The following is a 20,351-nucleotide window of genomic DNA, read 5'->3' on the forward strand; positions in this document are numbered from 1 at the left end:
CTTCTCGGTCCTCGGCCCGGGCTTTCGGCTCTCGGCGGCTCCCGGTCTTCCACGGTCCCGGGTACCCCGAATCTCCCGGATACCCCGGATCACCCGGATTCTCTGGATTTCCCGGTCATCCCGGCGCCGATCCCCCGCCGGAGGTGCCCGGTACGCGGATGCGGCGGCCGGTGACGCGTTCGGCGGGCAGGGCGATCCACTGGGGGCGGTCGCCGCCCGCCCAGGGTGCCGAGAACTCCGCGGCGTCCCAGGCCCGTGCCTCCGCCTCCTCGGTGACCTCGCGGGCGGTACCGGTGACCAGGACGCTCCAGCCCTCGCTGCGCGCCTCGTCGAGGTGGTCGGCCTCGAAGGCGGCCTCCTGCCCGGCGACGGCGGCGAGCGGGCCGCCGCGCTCGGTGCGGAAGGCCACCGTGCGGTCCCGGACCGTGTAGTTGACGACGGCGATGGCGGGCGCGCCCTCCCGGGTCACCGCGATCCGGCCGACCCCGTGGCCGTCGAGCAGCGAGAGGCTCTCGGCGGCCGAGAGGACGAGGAGTTCGGGGTGGCGCCCGGCCCGGCCGATCCCGGCGGGGAGTTCGGCGGTGCCGCCGACCAGCTCGGCCACCGAGGTGCGCAGGACGTGCGCGAGCCGCAGCAGCAGCCCCGAACTGGGCCGTGCCGAGTGGTCCTCCAGGTACTGGAGGTAGCCGGGCGCCGAGCCCGCCCGCTCGGCCACCGCCTCCCGGCTGAGGCCCAGCGCCTCGCGGCGGGCGCGGACCCGGCGGCCCAGGTCGCTCCGGCTGAGGGCGAGCCCCTCGTCCGGCGCTCCGGCGTGCGCGCCCGCGCGGGCCGTCTCGCCCCCGCTCGGTGTCTGCTCTGTCACGTGCCTGCTCCCCGGTACGTCTCGCCCTGGCGGCCCCGGGGTACTGAGGCCCCGGCCGCCCTCACCACCTTGGGGCCTCGCCGCCGCGGGCGCCTGCGGAGGACCGCCGCGCGGGCCCGGCGGGCAGGCGCCCGTCCGGGCGGGGATCCGGGCGCGGGCGGGAGGGCCGGACCCTCCGGCCGGGGCGCGGGCGGGCGTCCGCCCGTCACCCGCACGACGGAAGAAATTTCCGGTACGGCACCGGAAATTCCCCCCTCCGCGCCCGGCGGCCGGAGCGGAGGGACCCGCCCCCGAGCCGCCCCGACCGCCGCTGACCTGCGCCAAAGGGAGGCGACCGTTCCGCGGGCCGGATGCCGCGCCCGGCGGAGAAGAATGCGGCGCCACCACGAGGACGTGCTACGCTCGCCGGGTTGCAGTTTTGGTACCCATGAACTTTATGTGCGCCTGACAGGACTATCCCTTCGGGCGCATTATTTTGTTTTGCCGGTGGACACAACGGATCCGGGAGTCTCTTCCGTACCGGGTGGCCGTTTCCGGAGTGGGGCTCAATGCGGCGACGAGGAATCCGTGAAGTGCGGATTTTCGACACTGCCCCATTCAGGAGAATGACATGGCTACTGGAACCGTGAAGTGGTTCAACTCGGAAAAGGGCTTCGGCTTCATCGCGCAGGACGGTGGCGGCGCCGACGTCTTCGCCCACTACTCGAACATCGCCACCTCGGGCTTCCGTGAGCTCCAGGAGGGCCAGAAGGTGACCTTCGACGTCACCCAGGGCCAGAAGGGCCCGCAGGCGGAGAACATCCTCCCCGCCTGATCCAGGCTCGGTGGTTTCCGCGGGATCCGCTCCCGCGTGAACGGGGCCCGCACCTTCGTGGTGCGGGCCCCGTTTCCGTTGTCCGGCGGTTCCGTTGTCCGGCGGTTCCGTTGTCCGGCGGTTCCGTTGTCCGGCGGGCGCTGCCGCCTGCCGTCCGCGCGCCGGCCGGACCGCCGCCCGGCGCGCGCCGGCCTCAGAGCTTGTGCAGACGCGTGTACGGGCTGGCGACCCGCACCTGGGCCGCGCCGAAGTCGACGAGCAGAGCGACCTGGTCCTCGACGTGCAGGACTCTGCCCAGGCCGAACTGGTCGTGGGAGACCCGGTCGCCGAGCGCGAACTCCTTGACGGGGGAGGCGACGGGAGCTTTGAAGGGGCTGGTGGACAGGTGGCGCCGCGGCGCGGAGGGCTTCGTCATCGTGTCCTCCAGTATGCGCCGCCGCGAGCCGGAAGGGTCCGGTCCGCGGGCTGCAGATTGGACACGACGCCCGGGCGGCGGCCCCCGCGCAGCGAGCGGCGGGACCTCCGCGACGCCGTTCCCGACGGCCCGCACCCCGCCGCCCCCGGCCGCCCACAAGGTGCCGTCCCCCCGTGAGCCGTGCTGCCATGGGAGGACTCCCGGTGCGCCGCGGGAGGACTCCGGCGAAGGGAGACGGGCATGGCAGTGGCCCTGTCCCGCCACCTCGCCCCCCTGCGCGCGGTGGTCCTGGACACCGACGGGGTGCTCACCGACTCCGCCTGGCTGCACGCCGCCACCTGGAAGACCGCCTTCGACGCCTGCCTGCGGGCGGCCGGTGACCCGCGCCCCTTCGACGCCGTCGAGGACTACCGCCGCTACGTGGACGGCAGGTCCCGCCTCGACGGGGCCGCCGCCTTCCTCGCCTCCCGTGACCTCGGCCTGCCGCCGGGCGCGTCGGACGAGGCCCCCGGCACCGGCTCGGTCGCCGCGGTCGCCGCCCGCAAGGAGCAACTCCTCCGCGAGCGGCTGCGCGGCCCCGGCGTCCCCGCCTACCCCGGTTCGGTGCGGCTCCTGAAGGCCCTCTACGTCGCCGGGGTGCCCTGCGCCGCGGTCTCCGCCTCCCGGCACGCGCGGGAGTTCCTCGCCGGGGCGCGGCTGCGCGGGCTGCTGCGCGAGACCGTGGACGGCGAGGAGGCCCGGCGGCTCGGCCTGCCCGGCAAGCCCGACCCGGCGCTCTTCCTGGAGGCGGCCCGCCGACTGGGCGCGGCGCCGGGCGAGTGCGCGGTGGTGGAGGACGCCCTCGCCGGGGTGGCCGCGGGGCGGCGCGGCGGCTTCGGCCTGGTCGTCGGGGTGGACCGCACCCTCGGCCCGACCAGCGCCGCCGAACTGCGCGAGCACGGCGCCGACCTGGTGGTGACCGACCTGGCCGCCCTGCTCGACCCCGACCCGGCCCGGCCCGGGAGCGGCTGACGGTGCCCGCCTGGACCTGGACGTACGAGGGCTACGACCCCGCCGAGGAGACGCTGCGGGAGTCGATCTGCACGCTGGGCAACGGCGTCTTCGCCACCCGCGGGGCCGCCTCGGAGACCCCGGCGGGCGAGGTGCACTACCCCGGCACCTACGCGGCGGGCGTCTACAACCGGCTGACCTCCCGTGTCGGTCAGGGGCCCGGGGCCAGGGAGGTGGAGAACGAGGACATGGTCAACCTCCCCGACTGGCTGCCGCTGCGCTACCGGATGCGCCCGGCCGGGGCACCCCCCGGCGACTGGCTCACCCCGGACGGCCCGGAACTGCGCGGCCACCGCCAGACCCTCGACATGCGGCACGGCACCCTGACCCGGGAGACGGTGTACGAGGACGGGGCCGGGCGGCGCCTGACGGTGCGTCACCTCCGCTTTGTGCACATGGGGGATCCCCATCTCGCCGTCCAGCGCACCGAGTTCACCCCCGAGGGCTGGTCCGGGACGCTGGAGGTGCGCAGCGGGATCGACGGCGACGTACGCAACGCGGGCGTGCCCCGCTACCGCGATCTGGCGGGCCACCATCTGCGCGACTGGCGCACCGGCACCGCCGCCGAGGACACCGTCACCCTCACCTGCCGCACCAACGCCTCCGGCATCCACCTCGCCCTGGCCGCCCGCACCCGGGCCGGAACGCACGTACCCGGCACGCCGGTTGAGGGAAACGGGGGCACTGGCGGCGGGCGCAACGGCAACCGGCGGACGCGGGCGGTGGCCTCGCCGGTGCCCGCGGAGGCGGTGCGGACCGTCACCGGCGAGCGGCAGGTGTTCCAGGAGCTCTCGCTGCCGGTACGGGCAGGGGTGACGGTCTTCGTGGACAAGACGGTCGCGCTGTCCACCGCGCGGGAGCAAGCGGCGGAACAGGACCGGGAGGTTGCCCGACTGGCCGCCGGGGCAGCCGACTTCGGGGTGCTGCTCGCCGCGCACCGGCGGGCCTGGGAGGGCCTGTGGCAGCGCACCCCGCTGGAGGTGCGGGGCCGGGCCGGACGCATCCTGCGGCTGCACCGCTTCCACCTCCTCGGGACCCTCTCGCCGCACACCGCCGCCCTGGACGCGGGCGTACCGGCGCGGGGGCTGCACGGCGAGGCCTACCGGGGCCATGTCTTCTGGGACGAGCTGTTCGTGCTGCCCTACCTCAACCTGCACTTCCCCGAGGTCTCCAGGGCGCTGCTCGGCTACCGGTACCGGCGGCTGCCCGCGGCCTGCCGGGCGGCGCGGGAGAAGGGGCTCGACGGGGCGATGTTCCCCTGGCAGAGCGGCAGCGAGGGGCGCGAGGAGACCCAGGAGATGCACCTCAACCCGCGCTCGGGCCGCTGGCTGCCGGACCACTCCCGGCTCCAGCACCATGTGGGCTCCGCCGTCGCGTACAACATCTGGCGGTACTGGCAGTCCACCGGCGACCGGGACTTCCTCGTCACCCAGGGCGCGGAGATGCTCTGGGGGATCGCGCGCTTCTGGTCCTCGCTGGCGCGCTTCGACCCCGGGCTCGGCCGCTACCGGATCCGCGGGGTGGTCGGCCCCGACGAGTACCACGACGGCTACCCGGACGCGCCCCTGCCCGGCCTCGACGACAACGCCTACACCAACGCCACCGCGGCCTGGGTCCTCGCCCGCGCCCGCGAGACCTACGCCCTGCTGCCTGCCCGCGAGCGCCAACTCCTCTGCGAACGCCTCGACTTGACCGAGATGGAGCGGGCCCGGTGGGAGGAGGTCTCGCGGCTGCTCCACCTGCCGCACCACGAGGGCGTGATCAGCCAGTTCAGCGGCTACGAGAGGCTGGCCCCGCTGGACTGGGAGGGGCTGCGCGCCCGGTACGGGGACATCCGGCGCCTGGACCGGATCCTGGAGGCGGAGGGCGACAGCCCCAACCGCTACCAGGCCTCCAAGCAGGCCGATGTGCTGATGCTCGGCTACCTCTTCCCGCCCACCGAACTCGCCGCCCTCTTCACGCAGTTGGGCTACGTACTCGACGAGGCGCGCTGGCACCGCACCGTCGACTACTACCTGGCCCGCACCAGCCACGGCTCCACCCTGAGCGCGGTGGTGCACGCCTGGATCCTCGCCCGCGCCCGCCGCGCCGAGGCCTGGCGCTACTGCGAGGAGGCCCTCGCCGGGGACGTGGCCGACCTCCAGGGCGGCACCACCGGCGAGGGCATCCACCTGGGCGCGATGGGCGGCACCCTCGACCTGGTCCAGCGGGGGCTGCCGGGTCTCGAAGTGCGCGACGGGGCCCTGTGGTTGGCCCCCGCGCCGCTGCCGCAGCTCTCCAAGTTCGCGATCGGCTTCCGGCTCGCGGAGTACGGCGAGGTGAAGCTGCGGCTGCGCAGGAACCGCGTCCAGGTCGCGCTGTCCGCCGCGAGCCCCCGCCCGCTGCGGGTGCGGGTCGGCCGGCGCGAGATGCTCGTGGAGCCGGGGACGGCACCCTGGGTGGAGGTCAACGGGCGCTGAGGGAGGGCGACTTGGGGCCAGCCCTCTGCACCACGCCCCTCAGCGCGCCCCCCGTCGGCTCCGGGCGCTCACTCCTCCCCCGCCTCGCCCTCCAGGTTGCCCTCGGTCTCCAGGTACACCTGGCGCAGCGCTTCGAGCACGGCCGCGTCCGGCTTCTCCCACATGCCGCGCGACTCGGCCTCCAGGAGGCGTTCCGCGATGCCGTGCAGGGCCCAGGGGTTGGCCTCCTGGAGGAAGGCGCGGTTGGCCGGGTCCAGGACGTAGGTCTCGGTGAGCTTGTCGTACATCCAGTCGGCGACCACGCCGGTGGTGGCGTCGTAGCCGAACAAGTAGTCCACGGTGGCGGCGAGTTCGAAGGCACCCTTGTAGCCGTGGCGGCGCATCGCCTCGATCCACTTGGGGTTGACCACCCGGGCGCGGAAGACCCGGGAGGTCTCCTCGACCAGGGTGCGGGTGCGGACCGTCTCGGGGCGGGTGGAGTCGCCGATATAGGCCTCGGGGGCGGTGCCGCGCAGGGCGCGGACGGTGGCCACCATGCCGCCGTGGTACTGGAAGTAGTCGTCCGAGTCGGCGATGTCGTGCTCGCGGGTGTCGGTGTTCTTCGCGGCCACCGCGATCCGCTTGTACGCGGTCTCCATCTCCTCGCGGGCCGGGCGGCCGTCGAGTTCGCGGCCGTAGGCGTAGCCGCCCCAGACCGTGTAGACCTCCGCGAGGTCGGCGTCGGTGCGCCAGTCCCGGGAGTCGATGAGCTGGAGCAGGCCCGCCCCGTACGTACCGGGCCGGGAGCCGAAGATGCGGGTGGTGGCCCGGCGTTCGTCGGCGCCCGCCGCGAGGTCGGCCTGCGCGTGGGCGCGGACGTGGTTGTGCTCCGCGGGCTCGTCGAGGGAGGCGGCGAGGCGTACCGCGTCGTCGAGCAGGCCGATGGTGTGCGGGAAGGCGTCCCGGAAGAAGCCGGAGATGCGCAGCGTGACATCGATCCGCGGGCGGCCCAACTCCTCGTGGGGGATGGCCTCCAGGCCGGTCACCCGGCGGGAGGCGTCGTCCCAGACCGGGCGGATGCCGAGCAGCGCGAGTGCCTCGGCGATGTCGTCGCCCGCGGTGCGCATCGCGCTGGTGCCCCACAGCGAGAGGCCGACCGAGACGGGCCAGTCGCCGTTGTCGGTGCGGTAGCGCTCCAGGAGGGAGTCGGCGAGGGCCTGTCCGGTCTCCCAGGCGAGCCGGGAGGGGACCGCCTTCGGGTCCACGGAGTAGAAGTTGCGGCCGGTCGGCAGGACGTTGACCAGGCCGCGCAGCGGGGACCCGGAGGGCCCGGCGGGCACGAAGCCGCCGCTGAGCGCGTGCACGGCGTGGTCCAGTTCGGCGGTGGTCGCGGCGAGCCGGGGGACGACCTCGCGGGCGGCGAACTCCAGGATGGCGACGGCCTGTTCACCGTGCTCGGCGCCCACCTCGGCGGCCGCGGCCGGGTCCCAGCCCGCCGCCTCCATCGCCTCCACCAGGGCGCGCGCCCGCGCCTCGGCCGCGTCGGCGGTGGTACGGGTCGCCGCCGACTCGTCCAGGCCGAGCGCCTCGCGCAGTCCGGGCAGGGCCGTGGTGCCGCCCCAGATCTGACGGGCCCTCAAAATAGCCAGGACCAGGTCGACATGGGCGCCCCCGGCGGGCGGGTTGCCGAGGACGTGCAGACCGTCGCGGATCTGGGCGTCCTTGACCTCGCAGAGCCAGCCGTCGACGTGCAGCAGGAAGTCGTCGAAGCCGTCGTCGTCGGGGCGGTCGTCGAGGCCGAGGTCGTGGTCGAGCTTCGCGGCCTGGATGAGGGTCCAGATCTGGGCGCGGATGGCGGGCAGCTTCGCCGGGTCCATGGAGCTGATCTGGGCGTACTCGTCGAGGAGTTGCTCAAGGCGGGCGATGTCGCCGTAGGACTCGGCGCGGGCCATCGGCGGGACGAGGTGGTCGATCAGGGTGGCGTGCACCCGGCGCTTGGCCTGGGTGCCCTCGCCGGGGTCGTTGACCAGGAAGGGGTAGACGAGCGGCAGATCGCCGAGGGCGGCGTCGGGGGCGCAGGCCGCCGAGAGCCCGGCGTTCTTGCCGGGCAGCCACTCCAGGTTGCCGTGCTTGCCGAGGTGGACCATGGCGTCCGCGCCGAAGCCGCCGTCGGCGGCCGGGGCGGCGATCCAGCGGTAGGCGGCCAAGTAGTGGTGCGAGGGCGGCAGATCGGGGTCGTGGTAGATCGCGATCGGGTTCTCGCCGAAGCCGCGCGGGGGCTGGATGACGATCAGCAGATTCCCGCGCCTCAGGGCCGCGAGCACGATGTCGCCCTCCGGGTTGGCGCTGCGGTCCACGAACATCTCGCCGGGCGGCGGCCCCCAGTGCTCCTCGACGGCGCTGCGCAGCTCCTCGGGCAGGGTGGCGTACCAGCGCGTGTAGTCGGCGGCCGGGATGCGCACCGGGTTCTTGGCGAGCTGCTCCTCGGTGAGCCAGTCCTGGTCGTGGCCGCCCGCCTCGATGAGCGCGCGGATCAGCTCGTCGCCGTCGCCGGAGACCAGGCCGGGGATGTCCTCCTCGGGCCCGAAGTCGTAGCCCTCGGCGCGCAGTCGGCGCAGCAGGGCGACCGCGCTCGCGGGGGTGTCGAGGCCGACCGCATTGCCGATCCGGGAGTGCTTGGTCGGGTAGGCGGAGAGCACCAGGGCGAGGCGCTTCTCGGCGGCCGGTACGTGCCGCAGGCGGGCGTGGCGCACCGCGATCCCGGCGACCCGGGCGGCGCGCTCGGGGTCGGGGACGTAGGCGGGCAGCCCGTCCTCGTCGATCTCCTTGAAGGAGAAGGGGACGGTGATCAGCCGGCCGTCGAACTCGGGCACCGCGATCTGGGTGGCCGCGTCCAGCGGCGAGACGCCCTCGTCGTTCTCCTCCCAGGCGGCGCGGGAGCCGGTCAGGCACAGGGCCTGGAGGATCGGCACGTCGAGTCCGGCGAGCGCGCCCGCGTCCCAGGCCTCCTCGTCGCCGCCCGCGGAGGCCTCGGCGGGCTTGGTGCCCCCGGCCGCGAGCACGGTGGTCACCAGCGCGTCGGCGGTGCGCAACTCCTCGATCAGCTCCGGCTCGGGCACCCGCAGCGAGGCCACGTACAGGGCCTTCGCGGTGGCGCCCGCCTCCTCGATCGCGCCGCACAGGGCGTCCACGAAGGCGGTGTTGCCGCTCATGTGGTGGGCGCGGTAGTAGAGGACGGCGACCGTGGGGCGGGTGCCCTCGGTGCCGGAAGCCTCCCGCGGGGTGCGCTCCAGCGGGCCCCAACTCGGCGCCGGGGCAGGCGGATCGAAGCCGTGGCCGGTGAGCAGCACGGTGTCGGAGAGGAAGCGGGCGAGCTGGCCGAGGTTGGCCGGGCCGCCGTGCGCGAGGTAGGCGTGCGCCTCGGCGGCGATGCCGACCGGGACCGTGGAAGCCGCCATCAGCTGGGCGTCCGGGGCCTGTTCACCGGTGAGCACCACCACGGGGCGGTCCCCCGCGAGCAGGATGTCCAGGCCCTCCTGCCAGGCGCGGACGCCGCCGAGCAGGCGGACCACGACCAGGCCGGTGCCCGCGAGGAGCGCGGGCAGCTCCTCCAGGGGCAGGCGGGAGGGGTTGGCGAACCGGTAGCGCACCGGGCCCTCGGCGGCGCGGGCGCTCAGCAGGTCGGTGTCGGAGGTCGACAGGAGCAGGATCCCGCCGGGGCCGTCCGGGGCGGGGGCCCCGCCGCCGCTCGCGGAGGGCTCGCGGATCTCGTCGGCGGTCTCGCGGGGCTGGTCCTCGGGCGCGTGCGGCATGCGGCGTCTGGCCTTCCTCGGGGTGTCCACGCCCCGGGCTGGTGTCGGACGGCGGAGTTCCTGACTCGCCCGGGGACCGGGCTCACAGTGGCGGGACCGTGCCGGATTCGCACCGGCTTCCTCGCGTCGGGGCCCGTCTTCCGCTTGCGGTCGCCGGGCCCGTTGCCGTCGACGGACCAGGCGGCCCGCCGCAGGCATAGTAAGTCCCCGGTGGCCGACTTGTCGGTGGGGCCTTCGTCACCGCACCGCCGGGCGCCGGGCGCGGGTTCCGGCCGCCGAGCGGGCCAAAGCCGCCGGTCGGGGCCGTGGGTATGCTCGCCGCCATGCCGCCCCTTTCGACACCTTCCTCACGTACGGGCGAGGCTCCCTCCAGGACGCGGGGCGACGCCTGCCCCGGCGCGCTGCGCCTGCACCGCGCGGACGACGGCTTCCTCGCCCGACTCCGCTTGCCCGGTGGAGTTTTGACGGTGCGTCAGGCACGGGTTCTGGGCGCGGCCGCCGAACGCCTCGGGGACGGGAGCCTGAGCGTCACCTCGCGCGGCAACGCCGAGCTGCGCGGGCTCGACGGCGGCTGCGGCGCCGAACTGGCCGCCCTGCTGCACGAGGCGGGCCTGCTCCCCTCCGAGCGGCACGAGCGGGTACGCAACATCGTCGCCTCCCCCGCCGCCGGACTCGACCGACTCGGCTCGGCCGACGCCCAGTTGTGGGCCCGCGAGCTGGACGCGCTGCTGTGCGCCGAGGACTGGACCGCGGCCCTTTCCGGCCGCTTCCTGTTCGCCCTCGACGACGGCCGCGGCGATGTCCTCACCCTCGGCGCCGATGTGAGCTTGCTCGCAACTCCCGCCGACGAAGCCCTCGTACAGGCAGGAAACTTGTCATTCCGGATCCCGGCCACCGAGGCCCCCCGCGCGGCCCTCGCCGCCGCCCGCGCCTTCCTCACGGCGGCCGGGGCGGCGGGCAACGGCGCCTGGCGGGTACGGGACCTGCCGCCGGGCCAGGACCTGCCGCTCGGGGAGTACCTGCGGGCAGCGGGAATTCCGGCGCGGGCGGTGGAGAGCGCGGAGTCGGCTGCCGGGTCCGGGGCGGTGTACGAGGACGGGTCGGCGTACGAGGACAGGTCGGCGTACCAGGACAGGTCGTACGGGGACGGGCCGTACGGGGACAGGTCCGCGTACGAGAAGAGGTCCGCGTACGGGAACGAGTCGGCCTACGGGATCGAGGCGGCGTACGGGAACGGGCCCGAGGCGGCGGCGTGCGGGGGCGGATCCGCGGCGGCGGCCCACGGAGCCCCCGTGCCCGGAGCCGCGGCCGCCGGTCCCCTGCCCGGGATCCTGGAGGCCGCCGACGGCAGCTGCACGGTGGTCGCCGGGGCGCCCTTCGGTCGGCTGGGCCCGGCGCAGTGGCGCGCGCTGCTGTCCGCGCCCGCGCGCGAGGTGCGGCTCACGCCCTGGCGCTCCGTACTGGTGCCGGGACTCACCCGCCGCGAGGCCGGGGAACGGCTCGCCGCGCTGGCCGCCGCCGGGCTGACGACCGCTCCCGACTCGCCCTGGCTGCACGTCGGCGCCTGCACCGGCCGCCCCGGCTGCGGGAAATCCCGGGCGGACGTCCGCGCGGAGGCGCTGCCCGCGCCCGGCCGGGGACTGCCGGTGTACTGGTCCGGGTGCGAGCGGCGCTGCGGCCACCCGGCGGGCGACTTCGTCGACGTCCTCGCCCGCGCGGAGGGGGCGTACGAGGTGAGCGTGCGCCGGAGCGGCCTTCCCGACCTGCGCTGCACGGTGCCGGACACCGGAGACGGGCTCCGCGGGGCGATCACCTCGGCCCGCACCGTGCGCCGGAGCGCGCCCCCGCCCCGTACCCCCGCGGCGGCACCCCCACCACCCATACCCCCGGGCCCTCGCGCCGAGGACCGGGGCTTCGAGATGAGCGAGAGCACCGTGTTCGAGTACGAGAAGGACGGCGCCGAGATATACCGCCGCTCCTTTGCCACCATCAGGGCCGAGGCGGATCTCGCGGGGCTGCCCGAGGACGTCGGCCGGGTCGCGGTGCGGATGATCCACGCCTGCGGGATGACCGATCTGGTCGGCGATCTCGCCTACTCGCCGCGGGTGGTGGCCCGCGCCCGCCAGGCGCTGCGCGCCGGGGCGCCGATCCTGTGCGACGCGCAGATGGTCGCCTCCGGGGTGACCCGCAAGCGGCTGCCCGCGGACAACGAGGTGCTCTGCACCCTCTCCGCCCCCGAAGTGCCGTCGCTCGCCGCCGAGTCGGGCACCACCCGCAGCGCCGCCGCCCTCGAACTGTGGCGGGAGCGCCTGGACGGCGCGGTGGTCGCGGTCGGCAACGCGCCGACCGCGCTCTTCCGGCTCCTGGAGATGATCGCCGAGGGGGCGCCCCGACCGGCGGCCGTCATCGGCGTACCGGTCGGCTTCATCGGCGCCGCGGAGTCCAAGGACGCCCTGGCCGCCTCCCCGCTCGGTCTGGAGTACCTGGTGGTCCGCGGCCGGCGCGGCGGCAGCGCGATGGCCGCCGCCGCCCTCAACGCGATCGCGAGCGAGCAGGAATGAGCGAGGGGCGAGCAGGCGTGAGCGGTGGCGAAGTGGACGGGTCCGCGGAGACCGGGGACGCCGAACAGAGAGGCGCGGCAGGGGAGTTGAGGGAGCCCGGGGCCCGTACCGGCAAGCTGTACGGCGTGGGCCTCGGCCCCGGCGATCCCTCGCTGCTGACCGTGCGCGCGGTGGAGGTCATCGCGGAGGCGGACGTGGTGGCGTACCACTCGGCGCGGCACGGGCGCTCGATCGCCCGCCGGATCGCGGACCGGCATCTGCGGCCCGAGCACATCGAGGAGCGGCTGATGTACCCGCTCACCGTGGAGACCACCGACCACCCCGGCGGCTACCGCGGCGCCCTCGACGACTTCTACGAGGAGGCCTCCGCCCGGCTCGCCGCCCACCTGGACGCGGGCCGCACGGTCGCCGTGCTCGCCGAGGGCGACCCCCTCTTCTACGGCTCCTACCAGCACATGCACAAGCGCCTCGCGCACCGCTACCCGACCGAGGTGATCCCCGGCGTCACCTCGCTCAGCGCGGCGGCGGCCCGGCTCGGCACACCGCTCACCGAGGGCGAGGAGACGCTGACCGTCATCCCCGGCACCCTGCCGGAGGAGGAGCTGACGGCCCGGCTCGCGGCGGCCGACTCCGCGGTGGTGATGAAGCTGGGGCGCACCTTCCCGGCCGTGCGCCGGGCGCTGGAGCGCACGGGCCGTCTGGAGGAGGCGCGCTATGTGGAGCGCGCCACCATGGACGGCGAACGCACCGGCGCCTTCACGGACATCGACCCCGACTCGGTGCCCTACTTCTCGGTGGCCGTGCTGCCCAGCAGGGTGGCCCCGCTGCCGGAGCAGCGGTCCTCGCCGGTGCCGCGCGCGCGGGGCGAGGTGGTGGTCGTCGGCACCGGCCCCGCGGGCGCGCGCTGGCTCACCCCGGAGACCCGGGGCGCCCTCTCCGCCGCCGACGACCTGGTCGGCTACACCACCTACCTGGACCGGGTGCCGCAGCGCCCGGGCCAGCGGCGGCACGGCTCGGACAACAAGGTGGAGTCCGAGCGCGCCGAGTTCGCCCTCGACCTGGCCCGGCGCGGGCACCGGGTCGCGGTGGTCTCCGGCGGCGACCCGGGCGTCTTCGCGATGGCCACCGCCGTCCTGGAGGCCGCCGCCCAGGAGGCCTACGCGGACGTACCGGTGCGGGTGCTGCCCGGGGTGACGGCCGCCAACGCCGCGGCCGCCCGGGTCGGCGCGCCCCTCGGCCACGACTACGCCACCCTCTCCCTCTCCGACCGCCTCAAGCCCTGGGAGGTGATCGCGGCCCGGCTGGCCGCGGCGGCCTCCGCGGACCTGGTGCTCGCGCTCTACAACCCCGGTTCCCGCAGCCGGACTTGGCAGGTCGGCAAGGCCAAGGAACTGCTCCTGGAGCACCGGGCCCCGGACACCCCGGTGGTGGTCGCCCGCGACATCGGCGGCCCCGAGGAGTCGGTACGCGTCCTGCGCCTCGCCGACCTCGAACCCACCGAGGTCGACATGCGCACCCTGCTCCTCGTGGGCTCCTCCCGAACCCGGGTCGCGGACCGGGGCGGGGCGGCGGCGCCCGGGGCAGGCGGCCCGATCGAGCGGGCGGTGTGGACGCCGCGGTGGTATCCGGAGGGGTAGGGCACCCTCCTCCGGGCGGCTTCCCGGGGGCCTCCCCCGGGTGACGTCCTCGGGTGGGCTCGCCTCTCGTACGGCCCGGCCTCGCGTAGGCCGCGCGAACAACTCGTACAGTTCCGCGGCGAGTTGACGGGGGCGGGGGCCACGGCGGAAGCAACTCACCTGATTGCACGGCGAGTTGGTAGCTGAAGCGGACTCAGGGTGCCAGCAGTCCGTCCAGTTCGGCGGCGAAGAGCTGGGCGGGGTCCAGGCCCATCCCGCCGAAGTGGCCCGCGAGTTCGAGGGAGAGCACGCCGTGCAGCCGGGTCCAGAAGGACAGGGCGCGGCGCAGCGCGGCGGGCGGGGCGGGGTGGCCCTCCGCCCACTGCCGGTGGTCCGCGAGGTGGGTCTCGAAGGGGGTCGCGGGGCGGTCCGCGGGCGGCGCGGGGCAGGCGTCGAGCAGCGTCGTCATGATCTCGTCGGCGATCGCGGTGATGTCCTCGGGCGCGTGGTAGCCGGGGACGGGCGTGCCGTACACGAGGAAGTACCGCTGCGGGTCGGCCAGCGCCCACCCGCGCAGGGCGTGCGCGATCCGGGCGAGGGGGGCGTCCCCCGTCCCCTCTCCGCTCGCGTACGCGGTGCGGACGGTGTCGGCGAGGCTCCGGTAGGCGTCCCGGATGAGCGCGGTGATCAGGTCGTCGCGGCTGGCGAAGTACCGGTAGAGGGCGGGCCCGCTCATGCCCATCTGCTTGGCGATCGCGTTCAGCGAGAGCGCTGACGCCCCCGCCTCGGCCATCTGCTCCCAGGCCCGCTCCTTGACCTCGGCCCGCACCTGGCTGCGGTACCGCTCGCGAGGACTCTCCGTACGCGGTGCGCCCGGCCCGGCCATGCTCCGCCCCTCTCCCTGCTCGCCGCCGGAAGGATGCCCGGCGAGGTGCGAGTTAGAGGCTATCACTCACGTTATTGACTCCCAGCGATCGTGAGTTATACCTTCTCACTAAAGCGATGAGCGATAACCGACCGCCCGTCCGCAGCAGCGACCCCGTCCGCGACGGGGCGAGGGAGACCGCCATGACCGCAGAAGGACCCGACGCTCAGGCAACCGGACCCGCCCCGCACCCCGGAGGACTCGTCGAGGTCGTCCTGCCGGGCAAGGTCGAGCCGGAGGGACTGGAGATCCGGTACGGGGCCGTGCCCGAGCCGGGCCCTGGTCAGGTGCTCGTCCGGATGGAGGCGACCGGGGTCTCCTTCGCCGAGCAGCAGATGCGCCGCGGCCGCTACTTCGACCAGCCGCCGTTCCCCTTCGTCCCCGGCTACGACCTGGTCGGCCGGGTGCAGTCCACCGGCGCGGGCGTCGACCCGGCGCTGACCGGCACCCGGGTGGCCGCCCTGGTCAAGACCGGCGGCTGGGCCAGCCATCTGCCGATCGACGCCGCCGACGTGGTGGCGGTGCCCGAGGGGATCGGCGCCCCGGAGGCGGAGACCCTGGTGGTGAACGGCATCACCGCCTGGCAGATGCTGCACCGCAGGGCCCGGGTCCGCGCCGGGGGGACCGTCCTGGTGCACGGCGCCAACGGCGGTGTCGGCTCGGTCCTGGTCCAACTCGCCCTGGCCGCGGGCGCGGAGGTGATCGGCACCGCCTCCGCACGCCACCACGAGGCCCTGCGCGCCCAGGGCGTGGCCCCTCTCGACTACCGCGCCGGAGACCTCGCCGCCCGGGTCCGCGCGCTCGCCCCCGAGGGAGTGGACGCCGTCTTCGACCACCTCGGCGAGCGGAGCGCGGTCGACTCCTGGGGCCTGCTCGCCCCCGGCGGCACCCTGGTCTGCTACGGCAGCGCCGCCACCCGCGACGCGGAAGGCTCCCAGCAGTGGCCGATCCTCAGACTGCTCGGCCGGGTATGGCTCTGGAACGCCCTGCCGAACCGCCGCCGCGCCTGCTTCTACAACGTCTGGGCCGGCCGGGCGCTCGCCAAAAGCCGCTTCCGGGCCCGCCTCCGCGCCGACCTCGGCCAGGTCTTCGGGGCCCTCCAGCGCGGCGAGATCAGCCCCCGGATCGCCGCCCGGCTCCCCCTCGCCCGCACCGCCGAGGCCCTGCGCCTCGCGGAGTCGGGGACGGTGGCGGGGAAGGTCGTCCTCGTCCCGTAGCCGACGTGGCGTAACTCGTCGGCACAGAACCGGTGTTGAATACGGTCGCAGTTCCAGCCGCGGACAACCCGCTTGCGCGGCAGTCGTCCTGAGTGGTCGTCAACCTCACCCGCTCGGGCGGCTGTTGGAGAGCAGCGCCGCTACCGCGCCCCCGGGATCTCACCCGTCGTGACGATGGTGTGCGCGACATCCCGGAGCTTGATGTTCTGCTGCTGGGAGCTCTCCTTGAGGACGTCCCAGGCCTGGTCGCCGGTGACCTTGTAGCGCTCCATGATGATGCCGAGGGCCTCCCCGATCTCGCTGCGGGTCGCCATCGCGGTGTGCAGCTGGGCGGTGCTGCGCGCGCTGGAGAGGGCGACGGCCGCGTGGGAGGCGAGGATCCACCCGGCGTTCTCGGAGGAGTCGGTGAAGGCCCGCGGCCGGGAGGAGTACATGTCCAGCGCGCCGAGCGTCCCCTCCTCGGTCCACAGCAGGAAGCCCATCATGCTGCCGACCCCCAGCTCCCGCGCCCGGGGGGCGTAGCGCGCCCAGCGGGACTGGCTCTCGCTCATGTCCGCGATGCGGTACGCCTCGTGGAGCCTGCGCGCGGCGTCGAAGCAGGGCCCCTCGCCCGCGTCCTGCTGGGCGCGGTCGGAGGCGATCACCAGATCGCTGCTGGCCGCCAGGGTGCGGACCTCGGAGCCCCGGTCCAGCTCCAGGACGCCCGCCTCCTCGCAGCCCTCCACGAGGTCCACGGCGTGCCGGACGATCTCGTCGAGAGTGCTCTGTACGGAGGGCTGTGCCAGCAGGGTCCGGGACATGCGTGCCACCGCGACCGCCAGCTCTTCCCCACTGCGCTGCTCTCCCATGGCCTTCTTCTCCCGGTTCGCCGCCGACCACAGCCCCTCGGGCACCAGCCTTTCACGCCGCCTTCACCGCATCCACGCGGTGGGCCGGCCGTCTTCGGCCCGGGTCCCGGTCGCGGCCGGATCGCACCGGAGGGGGGTAGGGGTGCCGGGCGCGGGCGGCGGTGAAGTCACCGGTGGCCGGGGCGAGTTCCGGGCTTCCCCGGCCGCGACCGCGCTACCGCTCGTCGGGCGGGTCCTCGCGGCGGTGCGGATCCTCGCCGTGCGCGTGCTCGCCGTCCGCGTGCTCGTCGTCCGCGTGCGCACCGGACGGTTGCTCGCCGCCCGCCCGCTCGCCCTCCGGCTCCTCCCCGTCCGGATGCTGCCCCGGCCCCTCCTGGTGTTCGGCGAGCTTGCTGGGCGAGAGGTCCGTCGCGCTCTCGCCCGGTTCCAGGAGGGTGTCGGCGGGTCCGATGATCAGGGGATCGGCCTCGCCGACCGCCTCCGTGTCCTTCGCCTCGTAGTCGAGGCGGAGCAGCAGATGCCGCATCGCCTCCAGGCGGCCGCGGCGCTTGTCGTTGCTCTTGACCACGGTCCAGGGCGCGTACGGCATGTCCGTGGCCCGGAACATCCGCACCTTGGCGTCGGTATAGGAATCCCACAGATCGAGCGAGGCGATATCCGTGGGCGAGAGTTTCCACTGGCGCACCGGGTCCACCCGGCGGATCGCGAAACGGGATTTCTGCTCATTGCGCGAGACGGAGAACCAGAATTTGACGAGGACGATTCCGTCGTCCGTGAGCATCTTCTCGAAGAGCGGCGCCTGCTCCAGGAACCGCTGGTGCTGCTCGGGCGTGCAGAAGCCCATCACCGGCTCGACCCCGGCCCTGTTGTACCAGGACCGGTCGAAGAAGACGATCTCCCCGGCGGACGGAAGCTGCTCCACATAGCGCTGGAAGTACCACTGGCCCGACTCCCGCTCGGTCGGCTTGTCGAGGGCGACGGTGCGGGTGGTACGGGGATTCAGCCGCTCGGTGAAGCGCTTGATCGTGCCGCCCTTTCCGGCGGCGTCGCGCCCTTCGCAGAGGACCACGACCCGCTGCTTCCGCGTCTTCACCGAGCGCTGCAGCTTGAGCAGTTCGATCTGCAGAATGCGTTTGCGGCGCTCGTACTCCTTGCGGCGGAGTTTCTCGGTGTACGGATAGTTCTCCCGCCAGGTGCGCAGCGCCCGGCCCTGCTCGTCGAGCAGCACCGGACGCTCCGGGCGGGCGTCGTCCACCTGGAGCCCGTCGAGCAGGTCCTCGTCGTCCATTCCCGTCCCTCTCGCCTCCCTCCGCTCCCTTCGCGGACCTCGCCCGCCCTACCGCTCCTTTGCCGGCGCGCGGCCGGCGGCCCTCAGATCGCGGGCCCCGAGCCCGGGCCGGGCCCCGGGAAGCCGGGCAGGTACGGGCCGTAGTGGACGCCGAGCTGCTCGTGGTACTCGGGGTCGCCGAGGTGCTTGTCCCGCGTGAACTCGGGGGCGGCCTTGATCTGCTCCCGGGTGAGGCCCACCTCGATGCGGAAGGCCTCCAGGTCGACCAGCTTGACGGCTCCGGCGGGGATGAGCACCTCCTTGCCGAAGATCCACACCCCGGTGTCGACGACGATCCACTGGGCGCCGGCCTCGTCGGAGTGCTTGTCGACCTTGCCGATTGGCCCGTCCTCGGCCTCGACCTCGTACCCCGTCAGATCGGCGTCGGCCACGTGACCCGAGCCGGATCCATAGCCCCAGACGGTGTTGCTCATGAGCTGACCTCCACGGCGTGACGGCCCGGAGAAGGGTGCGGACCGCACCGCGCATCCTCCCGGCCGCTGTTCCGTTTGTCCGCCCCGTCCCGCCGCAAACCCGCCCCGTCCACCCGGAAGGCTCCCCCGTTCGCGCGCGTCCGGCCGCTACCGCCGCTCCCGCACCCACTCCACCGCCTCCGCCACCCCCGGCACCACCGGTACGCCCTCGGGCACCGGCGGGCGGCGCACCAGGACGACCGGGACACCGGCCTCGCGGGCGGCGGTGAGCTTCGGGGCGGTGGCGGTGCCGCCGCTGTCCTTGGTGACCAGGGCGTCGATGCGGTGGCGGCGCAGCAGCGCGCGCTCCCCGTCGAGGCTGAAGGGGCCCCGGTCCAGGAGCACCTCCGCCCGCGGGGGGAGCGGCGGCTCGGGGGCGTCCACCGAGCGGAGGAGGAACCAGGTGGAGGCGAGCGGGGCGAAGGCGGCCAGGCCCATCCGCCCGGTGGTGAGGAAGACGCGGCTGCCGAGGCCCCCGCCGAGCAGCTCCGCGGCGGCCGCCAGCGAGGGGACCGGCCGCCAGTCGTCGCCCGGACCCGCGACCCAGCCGGGGCGGCGCAGGGCGAGCAGGGGAACATGGGCGGTGGCGGCGGCCGTCGCCGCGTGGAAACTCATGGTCCGGGCGAAAGGGTGGGTGGCGTCGATGAGCAGGTCCACCCGGTGTGCGCGCAGCCATCCGGCGAGCCCCGCCGCGCCCCCGAAGCCGCCGACGCGCACCTCGCCCGGGGGCAGCCGGGGGCTGGCCACCCGCCCCGCGAGCGAGCTGGTGACGCGCTGCCCCGGCTCGCCGTGCAGCCGTTCGGCGAGGCGGCGGGCCTCGGTCGTACCGCCGAGGATCAGTACATGCACGGGGTCCGGGTCCTCTCATGAGCGGTGACGGCGGCGGGCGCGGCGCCCAACTCAAGCACACCGGTCTGCGGCCCGGCTGGACGACCGGTGCCTGCGCGACCGCGGCGGCGACCGCCGCGTACACCGCGCTGCTGACCGGCGACTTCCCGGACCCGGTGACCATCACGCTGCCGAAGGGCCAGACCCCCGCCTTCGCCCTGGCGGTGGAGGACCGGGGCGCGGGCTGGGCCGCGGCGGGCGTGGTCAAGGACGCCGGGGACGACCCGGACGTCACCCACGGGGCGCTGGTACGGGCGGCGGTGCGCCCGGGGCCCGCGGGTTCGGGCGTGCGCTTCGCGGCGGGCCCCGGCGTCGGCACGGTCACCCGCCCCGGGCTGCCGCTCGCGGTCGGCGAACCGGCGGTGAACCCGGTGCCGCGCCGGATGATCACCGAGCACCTGGCCGCGGTCGCCGCGCGGTACCGGGGGTCCGGCGATGTGCGGGTGGAGGTCTCCGTCGACCACGGGGAGGAGCTGGCCCGCTCCACCTGGAACCCCCGCCTGGGCATCCTCGGCGGCCTCTCCATCCTGGGGACCACCGGCATCGTGGTGCCCTACTCCTGCTCGGCGTGGATCGACTCCATCCGCCGCGGGGTGGACGTGGCGCGGGCCGCCGGGCGCACCCATGTGGCCGGGTGCACCGGCTCCACCTCGGAGCGGACCGCGGCCGCCGCCTACGCGCTGCCCGAGGACGCCCTGCTCGACATGGGCGACTTCGCGGGCGCGGTCCTGAAGTACCTGCGCCGCCACCCGGTCGACCGCCTGACGCTCTGCGGCGGCTTCGCCAAGCTCTCCAAACTCGCCGCCGGGCACCTGGACCTGCACTCCGCCCGCTCCCAGGTCGACAAGGGCTTCCTCGCCGGACTCGCCCGCCGCGGCGGCGCCGACGCGTCCCTGGCCGCCGAGGTCGCCGGCGCCAACACCGGCCTCGGCGCACTCCAGTTGTGCGCCGCCGCCGGGGTCCCGCTCGGCGACCTGGTCGCGGTCGCGGCCCGGGACGAGGCGCTGTCCGTACTGCGCGGCGCCCCGATCGCGGTCGACGTGCTCTGCATCGACCGGGCGGGCACGGTGGTGGGCCGCAGCGGGGTGCGCTGAACGGCTGGTTG

The 20,351-nt window shown here is 74.8% G+C and carries 15 protein-coding genes, 1 pseudogene and 1 riboswitch; of the genes and pseudogenes, 8 read left to right on the forward strand and 8 right to left on the reverse strand.

Annotated elements, in window-relative coordinates; translation table 11 throughout:
* Positions 1-115: 115 nt before the first annotated feature.
* Entirely contained in the window at positions 116-862 is a 747-nt protein-coding gene (locus tag MID12_RS14750) for a helix-turn-helix domain-containing protein (RefSeq protein ID WP_263167655.1), read from the reverse strand.
* Between the two features lie 610 nt (positions 863-1,472).
* On the opposite strand from MID12_RS14750, the gene MID12_RS14755 reads away from it, so the two are divergent.
* A complete protein-coding gene (locus MID12_RS14755) occupies positions 1,473-1,676 on the forward strand; it encodes a cold-shock protein (protein ID WP_040250848.1) in 204 nt (67 codons plus the stop codon).
* A 193-nt stretch (positions 1,677-1,869) separates the two neighbouring features.
* Here MID12_RS14755 and MID12_RS14760 read toward each other — a convergent pair whose 3' ends face one another.
* Positions 1,870-2,091 carry a hypothetical protein gene (locus tag MID12_RS14760; protein ID WP_040250851.1) on the reverse strand — a complete coding sequence of 74 codons (222 nt, stop codon included), beginning with the start codon at positions 2,089-2,091 and terminating at the stop codon, positions 1,870-1,872.
* Positions 2,092-2,331: 240 nt separating this feature from the next.
* Between MID12_RS14760 and MID12_RS14765 the strand changes: the two genes are divergently transcribed.
* Entirely contained in the window at positions 2,332-3,102 is a 771-nt protein-coding gene (locus tag MID12_RS14765; protein WP_040250855.1) for an HAD family hydrolase, read from the forward strand.
* Positions 3,103-3,104: 2 nt separating this feature from the next.
* Entirely contained in the window at positions 3,105-5,600 is a 2,496-nt protein-coding gene (locus MID12_RS14770) for a glycoside hydrolase family 65 protein (RefSeq protein ID WP_411576959.1), read from the forward strand.
* Positions 5,601-5,668: 68 nt separating this feature from the next.
* Here MID12_RS14770 and cobN read toward each other — a convergent pair whose 3' ends face one another.
* Positions 5,669-9,391, reverse strand: coding sequence for a cobaltochelatase subunit CobN (gene cobN / locus MID12_RS14775; RefSeq protein WP_263167659.1), 3,723 nt, complete (start codon positions 9,389-9,391; stop codon positions 5,669-5,671).
* Between the two features lie 54 nt (positions 9,392-9,445).
* Positions 9,446-9,514: riboswitch (cobalamin riboswitch) on the reverse strand.
* Between the two features lie 200 nt (positions 9,515-9,714).
* Here cobN and MID12_RS32470 point away from each other — a divergent pair.
* The 3 genes and pseudogenes from MID12_RS32470 to MID12_RS14790 form a co-directional block, all read left to right on the forward strand.
* Positions 9,715-9,936, forward strand: a pseudogene (locus MID12_RS32470) (cobalamin biosynthesis protein CobG); the annotation flags it as partial.
* Between the two features lie 1,374 nt (positions 9,937-11,310).
* Positions 11,311-11,952 (forward strand): precorrin-8X methylmutase, encoded by a 642-nt coding sequence (locus tag MID12_RS14785; protein WP_040257220.1) that lies wholly within the window; start codon positions 11,311-11,313, stop codon positions 11,950-11,952.
* Complete coding sequence (locus tag MID12_RS14790; RefSeq protein ID WP_078844971.1) at positions 11,949-13,589, forward strand: precorrin-2 C(20)-methyltransferase; 1,641 nt, start codon at positions 11,949-11,951, stop codon at positions 13,587-13,589. The genes MID12_RS14785 and MID12_RS14790 overlap by 4 nt, the downstream gene beginning before the upstream one ends.
* Before the next feature lie 193 nt (positions 13,590-13,782).
* Here the strand turns inward: MID12_RS14790 and MID12_RS14795 are convergent, their stop codons facing one another.
* Positions 13,783-14,454, reverse strand: coding sequence for a TetR/AcrR family transcriptional regulator (locus MID12_RS14795; protein WP_263167662.1), 672 nt, complete (start codon positions 14,452-14,454; stop codon positions 13,783-13,785).
* 182 nt (positions 14,455-14,636) lie between these two features.
* Here MID12_RS14795 and MID12_RS14800 point away from each other — a divergent pair, with 182 nt between their 5' ends.
* A complete protein-coding gene (locus MID12_RS14800; RefSeq protein ID WP_263167664.1) occupies positions 14,637-15,710 on the forward strand; it encodes a medium chain dehydrogenase/reductase family protein in 1,074 nt (357 codons plus the stop codon).
* A gap of 140 nt (positions 15,711-15,850) precedes the next feature.
* Here the strand turns inward: MID12_RS14800 and MID12_RS14805 are convergent, their stop codons facing one another.
* From MID12_RS14805 to MID12_RS14820, 4 genes are all read right to left on the reverse strand, one after another.
* The gene (locus MID12_RS14805; RefSeq protein WP_317633383.1) at positions 15,851-16,603 is read right to left on the reverse strand and encodes a GAF and ANTAR domain-containing protein; all 753 of its coding nucleotides are present in this window, start codon (positions 16,601-16,603) and stop codon (positions 15,851-15,853) included.
* 169 nt (positions 16,604-16,772) lie between these two features.
* Positions 16,773-17,846, reverse strand: coding sequence for a polyphosphate kinase 2 (ppk2, locus tag MID12_RS14810; RefSeq protein WP_263167667.1), 1,074 nt, complete (start codon positions 17,844-17,846; stop codon positions 16,773-16,775).
* Positions 17,847-17,929: 83 nt separating this feature from the next.
* Complete coding sequence (locus MID12_RS14815) at positions 17,930-18,319, reverse strand: PRC-barrel domain containing protein (RefSeq protein WP_263167669.1); 390 nt, start codon at positions 18,317-18,319, stop codon at positions 17,930-17,932.
* A gap of 147 nt (positions 18,320-18,466) precedes the next feature.
* Entirely contained in the window at positions 18,467-19,207 is a 741-nt protein-coding gene (locus MID12_RS14820) for a cobalt-precorrin-6A reductase (RefSeq protein WP_040250862.1), read from the reverse strand.
* A gap of 17 nt (positions 19,208-19,224) precedes the next feature.
* On the opposite strand from MID12_RS14820, the gene MID12_RS14825 reads away from it, so the two are divergent.
* On the forward strand, positions 19,225-20,340 hold the full coding sequence (locus MID12_RS14825; RefSeq protein WP_263167672.1) for a cobalt-precorrin-5B (C(1))-methyltransferase: 1,116 nt from the start codon (positions 19,225-19,227) through the stop codon (positions 20,338-20,340).
* Positions 20,341-20,351: the final 11 nt, after the last annotated feature.

Origin of the sequence: Streptomyces sp. SCSIO ZS0520, from assembly GCF_025643355.1 — a bacterium.
Classification (GTDB): Bacteria; Actinomycetota; Actinomycetes; order Streptomycetales; family Streptomycetaceae; genus Streptomyces; species Streptomyces physcomitrii.